Raw genomic sequence first — 21,230 nt, 5'->3', positions numbered from 1 at the left:
CCGTTATTTCTGAGCGCCTGTCGCTAGGCGCCGTGACGGACTTTGCAAAGTTGTGTTGTGCTGTCTGGCCCGCGCACCCGACGGAGCGTGACTGTACAGATTAAGTAGGTGGGACGGCAGTTGGCCTTGCCGTCATGATCAAATGGAGAACGGGATGTTGTGCCTGGGAGTGAGTGGCGGTCTTGACAGAATCTATGAAAGCTCGCCGGAGCTGCCGAATACATTTCTTCACGATGGGGCTGCGGTTCTTGTGCAGGATGGCCGCGTGATCGCTGCTGTCGAAGAGGAGCGCCTCAACCGCGTCAAGCACTCCAACAAGTTCCCGAGCAATTCGATCCGATACTGCCTTTCTACCGCAGGAGTTGAGCTCGGAGAGATCGACCGTATCGCGTTCTACGCGACTGAAGCCTACTGCAATACTATGCTCGAGCGCCTTTCTGTTTCTCAGCCCATTCCGTTGGACGCCAAACTGTTGCTGCGGCAGCTGCTGACACGGGAGTTCGGCGCCGAGATCGATCCGTCCCGAGTTTCCTTCGTGAATCACCACGAAGCGCATGCTGTGAGCGCGTTTGCCATGTCCGGGTTCGAGCAAAGTCTTGTTTTTGCGATCGACGGCGGTGGCGATTTTCTCTCCGGCTTATTGGCGGTGGGGTCTGGCACCGAAATTACGCAACTTGAAAGCTTCCCGGAACATAACTCCCTGGGGCTGTTCTATCTCGAGACGATCCGATATCTCGGCTACGGGTTGTTCGACGAGTACAAAGTGATGGGGCTTGCCCCGTATGGTGATCCCGCTCCCTATCGCGAGCTCTTCGCGCAGTTCTACGAGTTGTTGGACAACGGTGGCTATCGCGTTTACCTGGATCGAATCGGTCCGGCCCTGGTCCGCAACATCGAGGTTCGGCGAAAAGGAATGCCATTCACCCAACAGCATCGAGATGTCAGCGCTTCGCTGCAGGAAGCGCTGGAGCGGATCGTGTTTCACATCCTGCGGCACCATCGTGAAGCGACGGGCATGACACGCTTGTGCCTGGCTGGCGGGGTAGCGCATAATTGCACGCTGAACGGTAAACTGCTTTATTCCGGGCTATTTGACGACATCTTTGTTCAACCCGCGGCGCACGACGCCGGTTGCGCACTCGGCGCTGCATTGATGGTATCGAACGAGCTGGGCAGGCCAGCACCACGCGAGCGACTGCCGGACGTTTATTGGGGGCCCGATCTCGGGAGCGACCAAGCCGTAGAGCATGAGCTCAACGCATGGTCAGGCCACCTCGACATTCAACGAAGTGATGACATAGCATCCAGTGCGGCAGACTGGATGGCAAATGGCGCTGTAATCGGCTGGGTTCAGGGCCGCTCTGAGTTCGGCCCCCGTGCGCTTGGTAACCGCAGCATTCTTGCGGACCCGCGGCCTGCGGAAAACAAGGACCGCATCAACGCGATGGTCAAGAAGCGTGAGGGCTATCGCCCGTTTGCGCCATCTGTACTGGAGGAGGATGCGAGCGAGTTCTTTGAGCTCCCGGACGGCACGCAGCAGCTCCCCTTCATGAACTTCGTAGTTCGTGTGCGTGAAACCAAGTGTAACGTGCTCGGTGCGATCACGCACATTGATGGGACCGCTCGGCTGCAGACAGTATCGCGCAAGACAAACCCCACCTATTGGGATGTAATTAATGCGTTCAAGAGGCGAACGGGCATCCCGGTTCTTTTAAATACGTCATTTAACAACAATGCCGAGCCGATCGTGGAGTCCGTGTCAGATGCGATCACCACGTTCTTGACGACTGACCTGGACGGACTTGTTGTTGGGCCTTTCCTCGTCAGGAAGCGGCCAGCATCACTGCAGGATTGGAGTGCACTGGGCGTTTCATTGCCGCCGTATGCATCCCTTCATCGTGTTCGCTCCCACACAGCGCCAGATCGTCAGGAAACGGTCTGCGAGATCCGCAAGGGACATTCCGCCCACGATAGTATGCGTATCTCACATGAGCTTTTCGAGATCTTGATGCGGATCGAGGGCGAGGCGTCGCTCGGCTGGCTTCTCGACACAACCATGCTGAGCCAGGCCCAGCGTGAAGATCTCGTGAAGGAATTGCGGCTCGTGTGGGAGCTGCGGGGCGTTCGCCTGCATCCGCCGCGCGCGGCTTGCGGCCACAATGAAGTGAACAATAGACATAGCCGGGACTCATGAGCATGGCCATGCCTATACCTGCATGTGAGGGGGCCAGGCCATCCGACGCACACGGGGTTATCGGCCATCCGACTGAAATCGGGCACGTGGACGCGACACCGCTGAAGAAAAGACGGAAAGTGTTGAGAGAACGCGGCCCATCAAGGATAGCGCTGTTATGAAGTTCTACCGACGCAGCTCGCCGGCACTGCGATTTCAGACCATGACGTCGGACAAGATGATACGTGAGATGTCTGCAATGACGTCTCTTGTCCAACCAGGAGCCCGGGAAGAGGCGATGCAGATGCTTAGCGGTTCGAGGAAGGATCGGTTCGTAGTTTCCCGGCGACGTACGGGGTTCGGCGACTGCCTGTGGTCACTGGCCGCTGCCTGGCGTTTTGCAAAGCAGACAGGACGGACGCTAGCCATTGATTGGCGGGGATCTTGTTATCTCGATGAGCCATTCACCAACGCCTTTCCAGTCTTCTTCGAACCGGTTCAAGACATTGCCGGCGTGCGGGTAATCTGCGACGACAGGATCAATCAGTGCTCATTTCCGGGACCATTCTTCCCGACATGGTGGAACAAGCCATCCATCGATTGCGTCTATCGTCCGGACGAGCAGATTTTCCGGGAACGCGACGAACTCGATCAATTGTTGCGAAGTCAGAAAGATAGTGACGCTAACACGGTCGTGTGTGACGCGTGCCTGATGTGGCGCTGCGATCAGGAGGCCGAACGAGAAATCTTTCGGAGCATCAAGCCACGACCTGAAATTCAGGCTCGGATTGATGCTGTCTACCGTGAGCACTTTGAGCCGTACAGCGTAATCGGCATTCATGTCCGGCATGGCAACGGCGAAGATATTATGGGGCATACTCCCTACTGGGCCGACCCGGAGCGCGCCTTGCGACAGGTCTTTGATGCCATTGATAAGGCCCGGGGGTTACCCCACGCAAAACCCGTGAGAGCTTTCCTGTGCACGGACAGCGCGCTCGTCCTTGAGAAAGTTTCGACTAGATTTCCCGATGTGTTCACGATCCCCAAACGGTTTCAGGCGCCTCAGGCCGGCCCATTGCACAACGCCGCGCTAGGAGCCGAGGGCGGCTTTTCCGCCCTGATCGATATGTATCTTCTTGCGCGCTGCGACACCGTGATCCGTTTTCCCCCGACGAGCGCCTTCACGCGCTATGCGCGTCTCCACGCACCACGCGTTATTGAATTCGATTTGAACGATCCGAGCCGCTTGGTCCTGATTGAAGAAACCTCGCAAGAGCTCGTTGCTTCATGAAAGTCGTTGCCCGCTTGATCGATCTGATTGCCGCTCGTTGCATCCAGCAGTGCTGGCACTTTTTTTCGGGGCGGCATTTGTCGCAAAGTAATGCTCTGTCGCACAACTCCACCGAATGCCTCCCGCCGAAGCTCGACGTCGACAACGATGGCCCTAACGTGCTGCCGCCACGTTAAACAGGTGGAACACGTCTTCGCCTTGCGCGGACCGCGAGTGGAAGCTAATCGGTGGTCGGTCGCGGACGAACATATCGAAAGGGTCTCCGTAGAGCCGGTGAGTTCCGTAGTTGCGGTCGGGCACGCGCTGGTGCGGAGCGGCGGTCTCGAGAGCCACTATGTTGGGCTGAACATCCAGTAAGCCAGGTCGTGGTCCAGGACCAATCCGGCGAAGTGCCAGTGCCGGACACTGCAGAGCAGAGCGCGATAAAGTCAGCATCAATTGCCGACAAATCTGACGCACGAAGCTGGTAACGTCAGTTTTCGAGTTGACGCGGCTACTGGCCGCGGGCCGCTATCCTGATCGATCGTTCCTCCAACGAGAGGCGGTGCCCATCGGCTGGCTCCTCGGTTGCGCGATCAGGAAAGAGAGCGCGGCTGCACCCTCGTCTTGACGCAGGCGAGTGTGCTCGTGACATTACGTAGGTAATGCACCATCGTTGTCGCAGAGCACACGCACGGTGTCTTGAACCCACCAAGCATTCCGCGTGCGCGACATTAGGACGCAAAAACGGAGTTGATTTGCGTGCATCGCAGTGGCGCAAATTCTGCTACGCGTGCGCCGACGCAATAGGAGAGGAGGCGGGCGTGGGTCTCGATCTGCCGAATGACGATCTGATCAGAGGTCAGCTGCCCGAAACACACCTGGGTTGCCTCTTTCACGCCGATAATGCCCGTATTCATCGCGGAGAACAGAAGGCGATGTTGCTGACCGGGGCATCGCGCGGAATTGGCCATGCCACTGCCAAGCTGTTTTCGGAGGCGGGCTGGCGCATCATTTCTTGCGCGCGCCAACCGTTCGACAGCAAGCGATGCCCCTGGGAGGCAGGGAACGAGGATCATGTCCAGATCGACCTGAGCAATCATCGAATGCTGCCGCGCGCGATCAGCGAGGTCAAGAAGCGCTTGGCAGGTGCTCCTTTGCACGCGCTGGTGAATAATGCTGGTGTCTCGCCGAAAACGCCCACTGGCGATCGGATGACGTCGTTGACGACTTCAACCGAGACCTGGATGAGCGTGTTCCATCTCAATCTGGTGGCCCCGATCATGCTGGCGCAGGGTTTGTTTGACGAGCTAAGAGCCGCGTCAGGATCGATCGTGAATGTGACTTCGATCGCGGGCTCGCGGGTGCACCCGTTTGCCGGCAGTGCCTATGCGACCTCAAAAGCTGCGCTTGCAAGCCTCACACGCGAAATGGCCCATGATTATGCGCCGCATGGCATTCGCGTGAATGCGATCGCGCCCGGCGAAATCAGGACGGACATGTTATCGCCCGACACAGAAGCGCGTCTCGTGCCAAACATCCCCTTGCGCAGAGTGGGAACCCCGGATGAAGTTGCCAAGGTCATCTTCTTCCTGTGCTCGGATGCGGCGAGCTATGTCACGGGGGCCGAGGTGCCGATCGATGGTGGGCAACATCTGTGAATTGGCCAAGCCTTGGCGCCGCAGTGACTTGAGCTGCAGCAGCGGTACTTATGCTCTCCGCTGACGACGCGCACACATTCCGCAAAAGGAAAAAGGCACACTGTAAGTTTACCGTCGTGCCATGAAAAGGTGTTACGGTTCTGTGTCATCTCGTCAACACTTGGAACTAGATCGAGAGTGACATGCAAAACGAACCTCGCAAACCCGAACAAGGTGCTACGGAGGATCATCAAGACAACGGAGGCCGCTTCATGCTGGATATCCCTTCCTCACTCGAAAGACCTGCCTCGCAACTTGAGCCGGAGCATAAGCTCTCGGGGGAGCCGTTGCGTGAGAGTGCGTTGGCCGGCATCTTCGAAATATCGAAAATACTCACGGCTCCTTGTCCGCTCGAAGTCACATTGGCAAACGTTGTTGATCTTCTGCAATCGTTTGTGCAGATGCGACACGGCATCGTCTCACTGTTCGACGATGACGGCATGCCGGACATTACAGTGGGCGCCGGCTGGAGCGAAGGCAGCGACGAACGTTACCGGATGCGCCTGCCACGGAAGGCAATCGATCAGATCGTCGCGACAGACAGGCCTCTTGTCGCCGAGGACGTGGCCGCCGAGCCGGCATTCAGCGCTGACGACCGGGAAGTGCTCGGCGCCTCCGATAATATGCCAGTGTCGTTCATCGGGGTTCCGATTCGCATTGGTCCGAAGGTTGTGGGTACTCTGACGATCGACCGTATCCGCGACGATAGGTCAAGCCTCCGCATCGATTACGATGCGCGGCTGCTCGCCATGATCGCCAACCTCGTTGGACAAACAGTGAAGTTAGACCGCGTGTTCGCCTGCGATCGCGAACCACTGGTGGCGGAGAAAGACCGTCTACAAAAGCAGATATTTGACCTCAGGCAGCCCGCTCGAGAGCGCAAGAAGCTACACGTCCATGGGATCATCGGCGACAGCCCGGCGCTGCGCGGGCTGCTCGAGAAGATTGCGGTTGTAGCCAAATCGAAAAGCACGGTTCTGTTGCGTGGCGAATCCGGTACCGGGAAGGAACTCGTAGCCAAGGCCATTCACGAATCGTCGTCCCGCGCCAAGCGGCCGTTCGTTAAGCTGAATTGCGCGGCGCTTCCTGAGACCGTCCTGGAATCGGAATTATTTGGCCATGAGAAAGGTGCCTTTACCGGTGCGTTCAGTTCGCGCAAGGGACGCTTCGAACTTGCTGACAAAGGAACGCTATTTCTTGACGAGATCGGCGAGATTTCAGCTCCGTTCCAAGCGAAGTTGCTGCGCGTCCTGCAAGAGCAGGAGTTCGAGCGCGTCGGCAGCAACCAGACGATTAAGGTCGATGTTCGAGTCATAGCTGCGACCAACAGGAACCTTGAAGAGGCCGTGGCACGGAGTGAGTTCCGCGCGGACCTTTACTATCGCATCAGCGTAGTTCCCTTGCTGTTGCCACCGCTGCGCGAAAGACGCAGTGATATTCCGCTGCTTGCCAGCGAGTTCCTCAGAAAGTTCAACAACGAGAACGGCCGTACGCTGACCTTGGAGGCGAGTGCGATCGATGTACTGATGAAGTGCGGCTTTCCGGGAAATGTCCGCGAACTCGAAAACTGCATCGAGCGGACAGCGACGCTGTGCGCCGGATCATCGATCGTAAGAACTGACTTTGCATGCCACCAGGCCCAGTGCCTTTCCGCGATGCTGTGGAAAAGTACATCGGACGGGAGGCCAGACCAGCCGGCACCCATCCCGCCGGTGCCCGGAAAGTCCATCATTCCGCTAGCTGAAGCGACCCCGCCGGTCCCGTCCGTCGGCAGCGAACTGACCTCACTGGCTCCTCCCGGCACAGTTCTCGTAAGCGGCGCGAAGATGGCCGATCGCGAACGGGTCATTGCGGCCATGGAAAAATCTGGCTGGGTGCAGGCAAAGGCCGCGCGCCTGCTCGGACTAACGCCACGCCAGATAGGCTACGCGCTGAGGAAATACGGAATCGAAATAAAGCGGTTCTGAACGACAAAATCGGCCGGAACCTTTACTATCACAGTTGAGCCAAATAGCTATGTGAGGACGATCTCCGGTGGCCAATCTCATTGCAATCTTAAAGGAACGGGTCCGCCCTCGGCGGCGACTTGGCCACGACCGAAACCGCTCCGCTCGCTTCCGAGACTGCTGTCGCAAGCAAACTCACCTGGTTCGGTGAGAGATGGATTTGCGCGCCACGACATACAGAGCGTCACCTTCGGTCTGCAAGCGCGAACCGTCAATTGCTCGACATCAGACGAGCTATCACGCGTATTCGTCCATCAAGCCGGACTAGCGGCAATTCTCATTGACCGTCAACCGGTCCGCCGCCCGCTCGTGATTAGCGGCGGTAGTCTGTCGCAAGCCGTCCTGGCGTCACTCGGCTGGCGTGCCCTGCGGAACAGCGCTGTCGCAGCCCCGACTTGTGTCAGCATTCGTTCGTCAGGAAGAGCGGGCTAGAGGGGCGCATTACCCGCTCTAGCCACTGTGATGGCAAGCCGATTTCAAAAGGATGGCGATGGTACAACACTTGCTGTTCTCTTCGCAGCTGTCGCAACTTTTTGGAGCAACTCCGTGCACAATGTCGTTTGCATCAAACAGGTTCCGGACTCGGCGCAGATCCGCGTGCACCCCGTGACCAATACGATCATGCGTCAGGGAGTGCCGACCATCATCAATCCATATGACCTCTTCGCACTCGAGGCCGCGCTGGAGCTTCGCGATCGGTTCGGCGGCGAAATTACCGTGCTTACAATGGGGCCGCCATCGGCGGAAGATTCCTTGCGAAAGGCGCTGACTTATGGCGCCGATCGCGCCGTACTCCTCACCGATCGCTGTTTTGCGGGCTCCGACACCCTGGCCACAACGTATGCACTTGCAACAGCCATCCGAAAAATTGGTAAGGAATACGGCCCGACCAACCTTATCTTCACGGGAAAGCAGACCATCGACGGCGATACCGCGCAGGTTGGGCCCGGCATCGCAAAGCGGCTTGGCGTACTGCAGCTAACCTACGTTGCCAAGGTCAGATCCTTAGATCTCGCCGCCCATACAATTGAAGCGGAACGACGCTCCGAAGGTGGTGTCCAGGTGCTGCACACGAGGCTGCCCTGTCTCATCACCATGCTGGAGGCAACGAATCAGATTCGGCGCGGCGCGATGGCGGATGCCTTGCGTGCCGCGCGTGCCCAAATCGTGAAATGGAGCGCGCACGATGCCGGTGTCGAAGACGTCTCCAAATGCGGCCTCAAGGGCTCGCCGACCGTCGTCAAACGAGTGTTCGCTCCCTCTGCGCGGGCTGAGAAGGCAACGTTGGTTGAGGCCGCCGAGCAACCGGCACAGGCGTTGATAGACGCTATTTTCAAGTATCAACCGAAGCTCGAAACCGATCTTGCGGCACTTGTCCGTGACGCGTGATCTGGAGAGCCCTGGCAACGATAGATCGGAAACGGTCCGAGGATGTACCAAGGGCAAGAGGCACCGTCCAGTGAGAGCGCGCAAGATGTAGTACGCATCTCAGCCCGCGACCTGCGCATTCTGGTCTATGGCGTTCTTCGATCGCTCGCGATCACCCGGGACTGCATGTTCCGTAGACCGATCGATGCCCCGAGTTGGCTGCGATCAGGCGCATCGACTAAGGGCTGCGCATGCGTCCAGACCCCCACTGTGTGGTCGTATTCGACGACTGCTTCGCGCGTAGTTGTTACGAACGAAGACGGAACACGTCAGCGACTAGGATCACCATGCTAGCGCGATGCCGCTTGAACGCCCGAAGTGCTGTCGCGCGGTTCAGGGCGCAAAGCCCACCTATGTGTCGCCTTTTGAGCAATGTTCGCAATTCAACAGCCCTATACCCATTGTGAGTGGCCGCTGGCTCTTCGCTGTTTGGTTTCCGAGGGCCGTGCAAGTCCTGTCAGGTTCAATACACTTGCAATGAGGAGTCGGTCGCCAGCGTTTCGTCAACGCACTCATAACCTTATGGGGCGAGTGCACGGTTTTGGCACGGTGATTGCTGTAAACGTGCGAGAACACAATATGGCGGCGCTCGCAACGCGAAAACTAGCGGCGGTCTCTTTGAGACGCTCGTGCCGCCCAGCAGCCGGCATTTCGCGCAGCTTGCGGCCAAAGGCGTCAAGCGCCAGGTAGATGCGGATTGATCCTTGCAATGTTGTACGTAGGTCATAGCCGTTCGATGAACTGGCAGGAGCAGCAACCGCGAGGGCTTGATTCATCCACGACAGTTCGCGAAAGCTGGAAGCGCCCGGGCGACTCGCGCAGTGACGTTAGCTTCCCGATGGCGTGCGCCGGCAAGATCTCACCATGACTCTACAAGCGATTGCTAGCCGTGCCGGGCATTCACGGCATCGGACTGCTCATGGTCCGGAATCCGACTGGATCGCCGCCGCTCAATTTGGTGGACATCGCGTGAGCAGGATTGAGCATGCCGCTGTCTGGTACGTGAACGTCGGCACGAGGAAGTTCGCCTCGATGGTGAACGCGATCATACGACCATCGAACCAACGAAGTTGCAGATCTCCGCGGCGGCCAATAGCCGGTCCGGACACGAAGTGGCTTCGTTCTCTCCTCATCGCCATAGGTCAAATGACATCTCAAGCGTCTCGATTTCCACCGGATCAGCCTCCGCAGATATGCTGCGAGTATTTGACTGAGCAAGCGCGAGCCCTGTTCGGCCCGCACCCGTTCGATGTGGAGATGTCCGAAGACCAGGTCGCTATCCTGATGCCTGAATACCTGGCGATGTCACAGGCGTTCTCGTACCTGCAGGCAGAGTCGCAAAGGGATCTCATATTCGATGCAATGCATCACAATCGAGATCGTGCGAGGGACATTGAACTGACCAGCATGGTCGCAAATTTTAACTGTTGGGATGAGAGGGGTGGTTATCGCCGAGTTCCCCAGGGCGGCAAGGCAGCGCTACCCGATATTCCGGTCATTGAAAACCTCCACTCAAACCTCTTTAGAAAGAATGCTTCGCGACTACTCGGCAGAGCAGTGCGGACCAACTACAGTGCCACGACGAAGCGGTACCTGTATTCTCTCTATGCCGGATTGTCATCGAAAGACCCCCTAGTGGGTTGCGCCTACATGGTCGGTTTTGAGCTACACGCTGCGGACATGATCCAGTCGCGGCGGACCACTTTGGTAAAAACCTTTGAGGCGCGGTCTGACGATCTTGAGAATTTCCGCAGCCATGTCCGCGGAGAAGATCCCGCGGAGAAGTATCACAGAGAAATGACAAGCCGGCTGCTTGGCGAACTTGTCCCGGCAGACCTTAATGGTCGCTTTTTGAATGAATTCGATCGAGCCTATCGGCTCAGCTTACTGTGGTGCCGCGATCTGCTCCGAATCGTCTCACGTGAGGGAGATGGTCACTCGGAGATCGAACACCATGGCCGTTGCCATTGTGGTTCTGCAAGTTCTGCGTCCGAGCGCCACGAGAGCTTCTGCAGTTCGATGCAATTGCTCAATCTGCCAAATGTCTGGATTTCTGCACTTGCTCGTACCTGGCGATAGGCTCGGCATTAAGTGCGGCGAAGAATTCCTCACTGCGTACCAGTTCAACAAGAACATCGCTCGGCACACGTTTTGCCGGCTTTGTGGCCCAAAGCCATTCTATAGGCCGCAGTCGAACCCTTCCGGATTCAGCCGTAAATATTCGATGCCTGGATAATCGAATGCATAAGAATAAACGAGTTCGATGGCGAGCATTGGGAGCAAGCATTCCGCTATATGCGCCAGGACCCGGTAGCCCTGCCTCGAAGATTGAAGCCCTGGAGTGAACTAGAATGGCGCGCGCAATGAATGATAAATCCCGTCTGCTTTCAGAAGAAGCTCTGACAAAATACCGCATAGAGCTGTTGGTGAAGGGGACGGTCGTGATCGGCCCCCAGATATTGTTCACCCAAGATGACTTGGCCAGGATCGATCAGCTGCAGGCTGAGATTCCCGAAGAAGAAGTGCGGGAAGGAGATGCCGGCGACTCGCACCATGTCTTTGTCAAACGCGTGAGGGTAGACCCGCCCGGCCGCGCTCCTAGCAACGCGAGTGGTGCAGCTCCAGGGCAGATCATGGAACTACTTGAAAGGAAAGACCGCAGAGTCGCGGTAAGAAAGATCTTGGGGGCATCGTCAGATTACGTGATTCGCCGATGCCAAATGCATCGTATGCCACCTGGTTCCTTTGTTGGCATGCATCGGGATGCGGCGAGCGACCCGGATTTCGAGTACTCGGTGATTGTGCAGCTCGCGAGAGACTTCGATGGGGGGGAGTTCGTGGTATATCCAAGCGGATACGAACAGCAGGTATTCCGACCGCCCTTTGGCGCCGTGCTTGTCACCACATGTAGGCTCCGACATGAGGTGAAGCCTGTGCTGACCGGGGAGCGCCGATCGTTGGTCTACTTCTGTTCAAAACGCACCGGCGCGAACCGCCGGGTCGTCGGAAGCCCTACCGGTGGCCTGTGATTGAGGTGGTTGAAATGGCCTTTGAATGAGTTGGGTATCGGGTGAGCTCATCAGAAGATGAGGTTGGTAGCTCGGCCATCTTGTGAAAGAACAGGTTGGGTCTTTGTCGCTGTGGGACATAGACTTTTCTTTTAAAGCCCAACGAAAGGTCGCCGGCTAAAGCCGCTCGGAAGAGTAACTCCGCTGGGTCTCGCAACAGCGCCGTCCAGTTCGCCGCCCGTCTCGGCTCCCGCGTGCAACCGCCCCGCATAGCCCGGCAGCAGAACGGCCATGATTGCGGAGTTTTTTGGTAGACTTGACACGAGCGCTGATTAGAGGCCGTCTTGCGCGTTGCGCTGCCTTACGCCGTTGGCGCAGGGTAAGCCTCCGAGGAAAGACGCCTTGCGACGGGCTGGCTTGATGGTTGAGAACTGTACGTATGGACAGCCATACGATCAGTGCGCTGAATCGACTGGAAGTGGTGGAGACGAGCCGGCGGCGGTGTTGGTCTGAGGAGGAGAAGGCGCGGATTGTTTTGGAGAGCCTGTCCGAGCCGCGGCTGGTTGCGGCGACAGCGCGGCGATACGGCTTGTCGCGTTCTCTGCTGGTGACTTGGCGAAGAGCCTTCGCGGCGGAGCGGACCAAATCCGAGGCTGGCTTTGTCAGGGCAGTTGTGGCCGAGGATGGGCCTGTGGCGTCGGTGGCGGCTTCATCGGAGAGCGCGACAGCACACTCGACGGAGCGTCGGATTGAGATCGAGCTGGCTGGCGGGCGGCGCGTCATTGTCGATGCGGGCGTCGACGTTGAGGCGCTTCGGCGGCGGCGATCTCGCCCATTGCGCTGGAAGCGGTGCCTCGAATTGACCAGCTGTTCGAGATCGAGCGCGAGATCCATGGGTTGAATGCCGAGGAGCGGCTGCGGGTCCGCCAAGACAGAAGCGCGCCGCTGCTGAGCGATTTTGAGGCTTGGCTACGGGCGGAATCCGCCCGGCTCTCGCGTTCGTCAAACGTGTAAAAGAAGGGACTTGAGCTGACAGTGAGTGCTTTGTCGCGGCAGGTGTCCGACAAAGGTTTCATGTCCGACCTCACGCAGCCGGCAACAATTTCTCTCTCGACAGAGCACTTGCGTCAAGCAAGGTTTGCATCGGCGTCTTGCCGTAGCACCAGCGCCCCTGATGCGGGCGCACCTCATTGTAGGCAGCTATCCACTCATCGAGATCGCTCTGCAAGGCAGTGATGCTCGGATAGATCTTTTTGCGGAACACGACGCGATAGAACTCCTCGAGCACGGTGCGGTGGAAGCGCTCAACAATGCCGTTGGTCTGTGGGCTCCTGGTCTTGGTGCGGGTGTGATCGATGTCTTCGACGGCGAGGTAGAGCTCGTATTCGTGATGCTCCGGATTGCCGCAATACTCGGTGCCGCGGTCGGTCAGGATCCGGTTCAGCGGGATGCCCCGCGCATCGAAGAACGGCACCACGCGATCATTCAACAGTTCGGCCGCCGTGATCGGCGTCTTGCGATCATACAGCTTGGCGAACGCCACCTTGCTGTAGGTGTCAATGAAGGTCTGCTGATAGATCCGCCCGACCCCCTTCATGTTGCCGACATAGAAGGTGTCCTGCGCACCGCAATAGCCGGGGCACTCGCTCTCGAACTCGCCGTGCGCCTCCTTCTCGGATTTGGCCTTTTCCAACGCAACGAGCTGGGCCTCGGTCAGCACCAGGCCGTCCTGAGCCATCTTGGCCTCCAGCGCCGTCAGCCGCTTCTTGACGTTGGCGAGGTCGTGACGCAGCCACACCGCCCGCACGCCGAACGGGGAGATTGACAGGCCGCGGCTCCTGAGCTCATTGCTGACCCGCACCTGCCCCCAGGCCGGCTGGTCGATCGCCAGCTCAACGACGGCTGCCTCGACCTCCGGCGCGACACGGTTCTTCAGGACCGGTTTCTTGCGGCTGATCTCAATCAGCGCCAGCTCGCCGCCCTTGTCGTACAGTTCCTTGAACCGGTAGAAGCTGTCGCGGCTATAGCCCATCATCCGGCAAGCCTGGCTGACGTTGCCGAGCTGCTTGGCCAATTCCAGCATGCCGACTTTCGCGCGAATGACCTTCTGTTCCTGGGTCATGGTAACGTCTCCTGTGAGACGCTGCGGGCTGCGCGGGAGCGCCCTTTGGGTGAGCGCTCCTGCTCGCCCGCAGCTCCATTCCCTGCCAGTTCAAACCTTGCCGTCAGATTAAGTCGAAACTTCTACATCAAACGTGATCAAGCCGATCAATTATCTGCTCAACCGATGGGATGGCTTTGCTCGTTTGCTGCACGACATCGCTCGCCGCGTGGCGAGCGCCCGTGAAGCCGCGCCATTTTGGTGTTGGCGCTGGTTTCGTCGATGAAAACGAGACGCTCAGGGTCAAGATCGATTTGCCCTTCGAACCACTCCTCGCGCGCGGCATTTATATCGCCGCGCCGTTGCTCGGCGGCGTGCGCTGTCTTTTTTTAAGTGTGATCTTTCTGCGCTGGAAAAAACGCCAGAGCGACGCGATGCCAGTCGATATTCCACGACGTTTCAACAGTTCTCGCAACTCGGCGAGCGTGATATCCGGCTTCGCGTTCACCGCCTCCAGAATCAATTGCGAATGCGCTTCGATGCGCTGCGATTTGCGGTCACCGCCCTGGCGTTTAGGAACGATGTCGCCAACTTCCTTGAGGCGACCGCGCCAGCGGATCGCGCTGGCCGCGCTGACACCAAAGCGCTCGGCAGCCTGTCGACAGGACATGCCACCGTCAATCGCTGCTACCACCCTTTGGCGAAGATCAACCGAAAGCGCCCTGGCCATACATGCTGGCCTCCCTCGCCAGCATGCAGCTTGAATCTGACTCGCGCCGCTTTGGGAATCCCCACCCGATTCATTCCGGTCGGAAAATGCTCTAGCGAGACGAAGCAGACATTCACCTCACGTCCTCAGGGTACCGCTTTCCAGCGCGCGATCGAAAGCTTGGGCAAGTTCGGATGAATTGAGCGATTTAAATATAGTCAGGGGCAGACTCTCAGCTACGCCGGCCTCAATCGACAGATCGAGCGGATCGCCCGCGCCTTCAAGAGCCAGCTCGGCGTCCAGAGGGGAGACCGGATCGCGATCGTCAGCCTCAATAGACCTGATTATCTGGCGTTGCTCTATGCCTGCTGCGAGGCTCGGCGCAATCCTCGTATCATTGAATTGGCGCCGTGCGGCCGCCGAGCACTTTTCATTTTGTCAAAGCGCTCGACAAGGTGCTCCACACCCGCTTTATGCCGGAGACCACGCTTAATGCATTCGAGCGGGGCCGGTCGACGCTGGCAGCCCTGGTGCCAGCCATGATGCAAGCCCAGGCCAGCAATGACGCGCTCGATCAGTATGCAGCGATCCAACTTGTTATCCATGCGCATCAGGTCCGCACAGCACGATTGTCCCGATGCGCTTCAGTCGCAACCCCGAACTGCTTGTTCGAGCTCCCGCTCGTATGCTTCGGTTGGCCTTCGTACAGGCTATGATCGCACCGCCTTGGCAGGACTTGGTTCTGGATGGTTGTCATTGGCTGCGAACAATGGATATTGCTTGAGGGATCTCGGGCGATTGATCGCTCACTCTGTTCTGCTCGGCGACGGTCGTGTGCATCTGTCGGTAGTGATAGGCACACCACGAAGATAGTTTCTTGCCGCGTCCTTGATATACAGGCTCGCCGCACATATAGGCCGCTCTGGCATCTCCATCTTTGAAGCCGATGATGCAACGGCATTGGCCTTCAATATGGTCGATTAACAGGACCTTCTTGACGCCGTCGGGCTCTTTCAACTTGGATGCTCCATAATGCCAAGCAATATCTTCCGATGCCGCGGGATCACGCGGAGCGGCACTCGCAGCTCAGGATCTTAGGAAACCTGCGGAGGCCCGCCGTCAGCCGCACCTTTGCGCCATGGAAATGCCTAGCCAGCCACGGGAAAGTAGTTTGAACAGAGCGCAAAACCGGTTCGGCGAACTGATTTTGGCGCGGTGTCGCGCGGCTCTCTGGTGGCTCGGCTCAGGTTAGCCCCATAGTTTCGGTTCCTGAATGCCTAAGCATTCAAAGCTACGAGCGAGCCGTAGCGCCATCGGGTCGTGGATCTGACCTGCTGAGACATTCGCAATCCTTCATAATCCCGGCGGCAGACCAAGATAGGTGCCAACCTCAAGACCGTACAATTTAACGTTACGTCAGATTCAAGCTTTTTTTTGCAGCCTGTGAGAACATGGCCAAGCTCTCGGGCTGCCGGATCGGCCGGTCTGGTGTCGCAAGCATTCAGCGCTGCAATTTGCGTCAAGAGAGTTCGTCATCTCGTTGGTGTCCGCTGGATTAGCTACCATCATGACCCGACGGACGTGCAATATTTCGCCGTGTAGGCCGGATCAGCGATCCAGCGGCCAACTGAGAATTGCCGCACAATAGGACCCTTCTCAAGCAGGAAACCACGCTGAGCGGCCGGCGAAGTGCACATGGAGTCGTGGTCGCGATCCGACCGGCTGGGCTGGAGCCTCGCTGGGCCCCCGTGCGGATGGGATGATGCCGATTGCGGTACCGGTGCGCGCCTGCCAGAGTTTCTCCGCACGTAGACGGCAGCGGCGCACCTAAGGCACTTTTAGGAGAACACGCTTTTTTGCCTCGAGAAGATGCTTATCGAGCGTCGCGTGCAGCGCACCCCGCAGCTCCGGCGGGATCGAGCTATCTGTATCGATCAATTCCCGAAACTTCCGAATGATGTGTTCTATCATTGCAATAGATCCGAGTGCTTCAATATTCTGCCGGGACATCATCGATTTTCTCCTTCGGAGCGCAGCGCGCGCTTCGTCGGGGGCTCACCTCGGCAACCCCGGCTGCAACAGGCTCTTCGATAAACAAAATTGGCTCTCGGGCCGCGTGCTCAGCGCGAATTGCTTTGGTCGGGGCGAGTGCAGGCGGCGCACGCTCCTTGAAATCCCACAGACGTGAGCGCATTCGCGGCTGCAATATCGTCGCGCTCGTGAGCCGCAGTCTTGGTCGGAATACTGGGACATCGGCCAGCCTAGCTGTCACGCGTTCGAAACCGCGATCAGGCGCTTCAGTCGAGCGGCTGCGGCGCCGCGATCAAGTGATTCTTGTCCAAGTGCTACGCCTTCCTGCAGGGTCGAGGCCCGCCCGGCCACGACCAATGCCGCCGCTGCGTTCAAAAGCGCAGCGTCGCGAAATCGACCTGGTACGCCATCAAGCGCATTTTGCAGTGCAACGGCATTAGCCTCGGCATCGCTGCTCTCCAGCGCGTCGTTGCGGCAGCGGGGGAGCCCGGCTTCTTCCGGCGTCACTTCGAAGGTGCGGACTATACCCGCCTCAAGCGCAGCAACAAAGGTTGGACCGGTGAGGGTCATTTCATCGAGCCCGTCCGAGCCATGAACAACCCATACCGACTGGGCCCCAAGGTTCTTCAAAACGTGCGCCAGGGGCTGGACCCATTCGGCAGAGAACACCCCAACGATCTGCCGCTTTACCCTGGCCGGATTGGACAGAGGCTCGATCAGATTAAAGATCGTGTGGGTTCCAAGTGCGTTCCGGATCTGGCCGACGCGCTGCATCGCCGGATAATGGGCTGCCGCAAACATGAAGCCGACGTCGGCTTCCTGCACACAACGTGCAATGGCCTCAGGCTTGAGATCGACCTTCACGCCGAGCCGCACCAACAAGTCTGCGGTGCTTGATCCCGAAGACGCAGCGCGGCTGGCATACTTGGCGACAGGAATGCCGGCCCCGGCGACGATAAAGGAAGCACACGTCGACACGTTGACCGAATACATAAGGGTGTCGCTCGCGCCAGCGATACCGAAGGGGTCGCATGCCGCCTCGACACGCGGCATCCTATTCCGCATCGCGGAGGCGGCGCCGGTGACTTCTTCGACCGTCTCGCCCCGGACCCGCATCCCCATCAACAAGCCACCGATTTGCGAGGGAGTCGCGTACCCCGACATCATGCTTTCGAAGGCTGACGCAGTTTCCTCACGCGTCAGAGTGGCGCCGGTGGCAACTTTGCCGATGATTGATCTAAGCGCTTCCATCGAACTTTACACGTTCCTTGTCCAAGCCTCGCGCTCTTCCGTTCAACGAAGCATCGTTGAAGAGACCTGGCACCGGTTGCCTTGATGCAGCTGCCCGCCCCACGGGGCATGGTCTCATTGACGCTTGAGGCGGCAGTCGGTTGAGTGTGCGCACCTTGGCGAGGCTACAACCTGACGCTACGTGAGGGGCAAGCTTCATTTTATGGTGCCGTCGATAGGAGATCGCCGCCTAGTTGGAACTTGCAGTTTGCTTGACGCCGGGACCAATGGCACTGTCTAGGGACCGCTTGCCGCGTCCGCAGCGCCCTCTTGACCGCGGTGTTCCGGCCGGATCACCGCATCCTTCAAAGCCTTATGGCTTTCCGGCGCCGCCGTCGTGGAGCGTTGAAGCGGCTTCCTCTACCTGCTTCGAGGCTATCGGTGCTGGGTAGATCGAGCCCGCTCTACAAAAGAACCCCAGCCGATTGCAAATGAAGGTGCGCAGGACAGCCTTCGTAGAGCGATGGACGTGTTCCGTTGATCCGCCCACATGAGGCGGTGAGCCGCCGGTCTTCGGTCCCGCCTTACAGTCGGACTACGCCGTACTGCGGCGCGTCGAAAAGCGCATGGATCAAACGCGCGTCCCGACATAGCGTAAGTTCCTGCGCCGTGCGAGCTATTACAAATGATCGCAAACGTCGGCACGGACGCGCCATGATCAGCTTTGCGTCCTTGGTGATCCCACGCCGTTCATATTCGCGGCCAACCATCAAGCCCGTTGCATTCTGCAGGAAGAGCAGGAGCGTTCTCGCAAACCGGGGTCCGCAATTCCGGCGATAGCGCCAGCGTGGGCGTTTCCTCGATGATCTCTTGGAAACGGCGCTGCACCCGAACATTCGCGCTCGAAGAGAGGGATCAGGTTACCGAAGCAGTCACCGAGCACCTGTACTTCAATATGTCGAGGGCTTTCGACATATCGTTCAACATCAAGTCGGACATCTCCAAAGCAGCGACGCGTTTCACTGCTCGATTGCTCAATGGCTGCCTCCAACGTAGCATGGTCGCGTACAATCAGCATTCCCTTGCCGTCACCGTCCCCTGATGGCCTTGACGAGCAAAGGAACTCCAACAGCCCGCGCTCTCGAAACGAATGTTGGCGGATCATCTTCCTCGATGGCGCAGGGTGCGAAGCCGTTGCCCTGAACGAAATTACGGGCGCGGATCTTATCGCCCATTAGTTCGATAGTTTCTGGAACCGGCCCAATGAACGCAATTCCGGCCTTTAACACTGTCCTCGCGAATTCCGCACTCTCAGAAAGCACTCCATAACCCGGATGTATCGCGCCGGCGTTCGCCTTGTGGGCGGCAGCGATAATCTGCGCGATGTTCAGATAGCTTGCGATCGGCGGGCGGCCGCTGATCGGAATGGCCAAGCCGGCCATTGAGACGGCCGGGGTCCCTTCGTCAACCTCATGCTGGGCAATTGCAGAACGACGTCCAAGCTTGTGCAACGTTTTGATGATACGTGCGGCTATCTCCCCGTATTCGCGGTCAGACCAGTATTGAAGGGTAATTTGCGCATTCGCCGATCCAGACAAGCGCGATTGAACCAGAGCGTCGGTCAATTGTAGGCGAGCCATGCTCGTCACTGACCTTGGGCGACGGTCCTGCTGGTCAGGCTGGGTCCACTTCTGAGGATGAGGCAAACGAACAGGCCGCCATATCTTCAGTTCGAGTCCTTGCTTTTCTTGCCAGTGTCACGCACGGAGATCACGTAGCGACATTGCTGACTGAGGCTCGCTTGTCTGGATCTGAGGCAGGTAGTGATAGCGGTGCGATCTGGTATGTGGCTGCTACAAAGGCGAAACACGTCCTCCATGCAAGCCTCTTTCTCCTCTGCGGTCGGCGCTTGATCGCGCGCGTCGACTGGCCCGGGCATCACAGCTGTCATTGCGACCGCAAGAGCGATGGCGCAGTAGTAAATTGTGAGGCTGGAAGCCAATTGAGCTCGGTGATTTTGAGTCATGATATCCCTTCAAATCGGTGAGGCTGCGGTATTGTTCTTTGCGCGAAGCGCAACATGACCTGTCAACCGGGGGGAAACAGGCCGGAACTGCTTAAGCGCGGTGCCGCAAGCTCGTTCTTCACTTTTGCGGTCTTGACTGTACGGTGCTGGTCATCGGTCCGGCACGACAGAAACGACACCTGCCGAAGTGGCGGAGCCAGCCGAAGAGGGGAAGTACTGGCGGCTGAACTGGTCCAGCAAGGGATCATTTTGGAGCTTCCGGTCGATTGTGCGGTCGGTGCCTGCCTGGAGTCGCGAGGCATTGCTTGGGCGTGACAGGTGCTTAGGTACTCTGGCTCAGCGTACCCGCCAGCCGACTAATGACCCCGTAGCCGGCGCGAGGGGCCCGGGCCAGTTATCGCGAGGCAGAGAGATCAGGCAAAAGCCAGGTGCGCTCAAGGCATTGTTGATGATGCATTCGATTGTGCAGAGCGAACCATGATGGCGCGCGCCGAGACTATCTTTGGTGTAATCGCGCGCCTGTGTTCCACGTTATGTGAAGACGTGGGTGGGGTATCTGGGATGGAGAATTCGTCTTGCGTCAGTTCCGGTGAGGCTACGGTGGTGGGAGCGCCTGCCGTGCAGATCTCGAAACGCGCGATTCGTCCAGCTGCGACAGGAACACCTCCGATGAAGCGCGGACAAGCGGGCATCTGGAGGATCTTGTGGTCTTATGCGGTCGTGGCAGGTGAGTTTAGATGTTTGAGACATTTGCAATTCTCATGACCTGTCAGGAAGGGTCTGGATTGTCAGAGGTCGTTCCCACGTGTCCAGGATCGTACAATCTAACGCTAAGTGCGATTCAAGCCCCTTCGTGCGTCCGATCGTCTGAAGATGTTGGAGCTGTGCAATCTTCGTACGAGCTTCGGCTGCAATGCGCACTTTGGCGTTTCTGAATAGCGGCTGTGCAGGGCGACTGTCCGCTTCGGCAGCCGGGCAACGAGCGTCGCTGTTACGTTATTATACGGAGGGCCTGTGTCGCATTTCTTTGATCTACGAATTGCATGCTCTCGGCATGAATCCGAAAAGTAAACTCTACCAGCCCGACCACTGGCGAGGCCGTGCGGAAGCAACGCGAAAGAAGGCGGAAGCGCTCGCCGACGGCAAACCGAGAGACAGGCTGCTTAAGATTGCCATGGAATATGACAAGCTGGCTCTCCGTGCCCAGGTGTGGCAGACGCGCAGCGGCGAGGATGATGTGGCCTGAGCAAGAGCTGTAAAGCGTCGCTGCGGTTCCATAAAAACGCCCCGGCCTGTTGATCGCTACCCGATCCAATAAAATGTCGCTCAGCAGGCGAGTCAGTGCGCTTGCACGGGACGTTGAGGCGGCACCGTAGGGCGAGGCATCCCGACGGTCCTTTGCCGCAACACGTAAGTGAGAAGGCGGAGCAGGCAGCCTGCCTAACGGTCACTTCAGTCTACTCGTTTAGTCAGCTTCTCGAAAGCTAATCCTCTTATCATGAAGATGCCGAACCTAGATTTCCGCCTGCAGTCAATGCGTCGCGCTGA

Annotated in this window: 17 protein-coding genes and 2 pseudogenes; 12 read left to right on the top strand and 7 right to left on the bottom strand. The window is 58.2% G+C overall.

Features of this window, described 5'->3' with window-relative positions; all coding sequences use genetic code 11:
- Positions 1–154: 154 nt before the first annotated feature.
- The 10 genes and pseudogenes from XI08_RS19295 to XI08_RS19250 all read left to right on the top strand — a co-directional run.
- Entirely contained in the window at positions 155–2,194 is a 2,040-nt protein-coding gene (locus XI08_RS19295) for a carbamoyltransferase family protein (RefSeq protein ID WP_271575574.1), read from the top strand.
- 157 nt (positions 2,195–2,351) lie between these two features.
- The gene (locus XI08_RS19290) at positions 2,352–3,464 is read left to right on the top strand and encodes a nodulation protein NodZ (protein WP_271575573.1); all 1,113 of its coding nucleotides are present in this window, start codon (positions 2,352–2,354) and stop codon (positions 3,462–3,464) included.
- Entirely contained in the window at positions 3,461–3,640 is a 180-nt protein-coding gene (locus XI08_RS19285; protein WP_143279286.1) for a hypothetical protein, read from the top strand. The genes XI08_RS19290 and XI08_RS19285 overlap by 4 nt, the downstream gene beginning before the upstream one ends.
- Before the next feature lie 627 nt (positions 3,641–4,267).
- Positions 4,268–5,104 (top strand): SDR family NAD(P)-dependent oxidoreductase, encoded by an 837-nt coding sequence (locus XI08_RS19280; RefSeq protein WP_097668524.1) that lies wholly within the window; start codon positions 4,268–4,270, stop codon positions 5,102–5,104.
- Positions 5,105–5,286: 182 nt separating this feature from the next.
- Positions 5,287–7,110, top strand: a complete 1,824-nt coding sequence (gene nifA, locus XI08_RS19275) for a nif-specific transcriptional activator NifA (protein ID WP_271575572.1) — start codon at positions 5,287–5,289, stop codon at positions 7,108–7,110.
- 585 nt (positions 7,111–7,695) lie between these two features.
- Positions 7,696–8,538: an electron transfer flavoprotein subunit beta/FixA family protein gene (locus tag XI08_RS19270; protein ID WP_097668526.1), complete on the top strand. Its 843-nt coding sequence runs from the start codon at positions 7,696–7,698 to the stop codon at positions 8,536–8,538.
- 1,296 nt (positions 8,539–9,834) lie between these two features.
- The gene (locus tag XI08_RS19265) at positions 9,835–10,656 is read left to right on the top strand and encodes a hypothetical protein (RefSeq protein WP_271575571.1); all 822 of its coding nucleotides are present in this window, start codon (positions 9,835–9,837) and stop codon (positions 10,654–10,656) included.
- Positions 10,657–10,928: 272 nt separating this feature from the next.
- Positions 10,929–11,606: a 2OG-Fe(II) oxygenase gene (locus XI08_RS19260; RefSeq protein ID WP_097668527.1), complete on the top strand. Its 678-nt coding sequence runs from the start codon at positions 10,929–10,931 to the stop codon at positions 11,604–11,606.
- Between the two features lie 418 nt (positions 11,607–12,024).
- Positions 12,025–12,486, top strand: a complete 462-nt coding sequence (gene tnpA / locus XI08_RS19255) for an IS66-like element accessory protein TnpA (protein WP_271575570.1) — start codon at positions 12,025–12,027, stop codon at positions 12,484–12,486.
- Positions 12,411–12,596 (top strand): annotated as a pseudogene (locus XI08_RS19250) (IS66 family transposase); the annotation flags it as partial. The gene tnpA and the pseudogene XI08_RS19250, both read left to right, overlap by 76 nt.
- A gap of 73 nt (positions 12,597–12,669) precedes the next feature.
- Here the strand turns inward: XI08_RS19250 and XI08_RS19245 are convergent.
- Together XI08_RS19245 and XI08_RS19240 are read right to left on the bottom strand one after the other, a co-directional pair.
- Complete coding sequence (locus XI08_RS19245; protein WP_271575569.1) at positions 12,670–13,707, bottom strand: IS481 family transposase; 1,038 nt, start codon at positions 13,705–13,707, stop codon at positions 12,670–12,672.
- 325 nt (positions 13,708–14,032) lie between these two features.
- Positions 14,033–14,416, bottom strand: coding sequence for an IS630 transposase-related protein (locus tag XI08_RS19240; protein WP_161536456.1), 384 nt, complete (start codon positions 14,414–14,416; stop codon positions 14,033–14,035).
- Between the two features lie 177 nt (positions 14,417–14,593).
- On the opposite strand from XI08_RS19240, the pseudogene XI08_RS19235 reads away from it, so the two are divergent.
- Positions 14,594–14,819 (top strand): annotated as a pseudogene (locus tag XI08_RS19235) (AMP-binding protein); the annotation flags it as partial.
- Between the two features lie 329 nt (positions 14,820–15,148).
- On the opposite strand, the gene XI08_RS19230 reads toward XI08_RS19235, so the two are convergent.
- The 5 genes from XI08_RS19230 to XI08_RS19205 form a co-directional block, all read right to left on the bottom strand.
- Positions 15,149–15,412, bottom strand: a complete 264-nt coding sequence (locus XI08_RS19230) for a hypothetical protein (RefSeq protein ID WP_161536454.1) — start codon at positions 15,410–15,412, stop codon at positions 15,149–15,151.
- An 810-nt stretch (positions 15,413–16,222) separates the two neighbouring features.
- On the bottom strand, positions 16,223–16,408 hold the full coding sequence (locus XI08_RS19225) for a hypothetical protein (RefSeq protein WP_097668530.1): 186 nt from the start codon (positions 16,406–16,408) through the stop codon (positions 16,223–16,225).
- A gap of 255 nt (positions 16,409–16,663) precedes the next feature.
- A complete protein-coding gene (gene trpD, locus XI08_RS19220; protein WP_161536453.1) occupies positions 16,664–17,677 on the bottom strand; it encodes an anthranilate phosphoribosyltransferase in 1,014 nt (337 codons plus the stop codon).
- Between the two features lie 748 nt (positions 17,678–18,425).
- Positions 18,426–18,734 (bottom strand): ATP-binding protein, encoded by a 309-nt coding sequence (locus XI08_RS19210; RefSeq protein ID WP_245448758.1) that lies wholly within the window; start codon positions 18,732–18,734, stop codon positions 18,426–18,428.
- 10 nt (positions 18,735–18,744) lie between these two features.
- Positions 18,745–19,281, bottom strand: coding sequence for a biotin carboxylase N-terminal domain-containing protein (locus tag XI08_RS19205; RefSeq protein WP_271575568.1), 537 nt, complete (start codon positions 19,279–19,281; stop codon positions 18,745–18,747).
- A 1,314-nt stretch (positions 19,282–20,595) separates the two neighbouring features.
- On the opposite strand from XI08_RS19205, the gene XI08_RS19200 reads away from it, so the two are divergent.
- The gene (locus tag XI08_RS19200) at positions 20,596–20,928 is read left to right on the top strand and encodes a hypothetical protein (protein ID WP_271575567.1); all 333 of its coding nucleotides are present in this window, start codon (positions 20,596–20,598) and stop codon (positions 20,926–20,928) included.
- Positions 20,929–21,230 lie beyond the last annotated feature (302 nt).

It is taken from the genome of Bradyrhizobium sp. CCBAU 11361, assembly GCF_028128935.1.
GTDB classification, from domain to species: Bacteria; Pseudomonadota; Alphaproteobacteria; order Rhizobiales; family Xanthobacteraceae; genus Bradyrhizobium; species Bradyrhizobium niftali.
The sequence above is the reverse complement of the archived record's forward strand: the minus strand, read 5'-3'. Positions and strand labels throughout refer to the sequence as shown.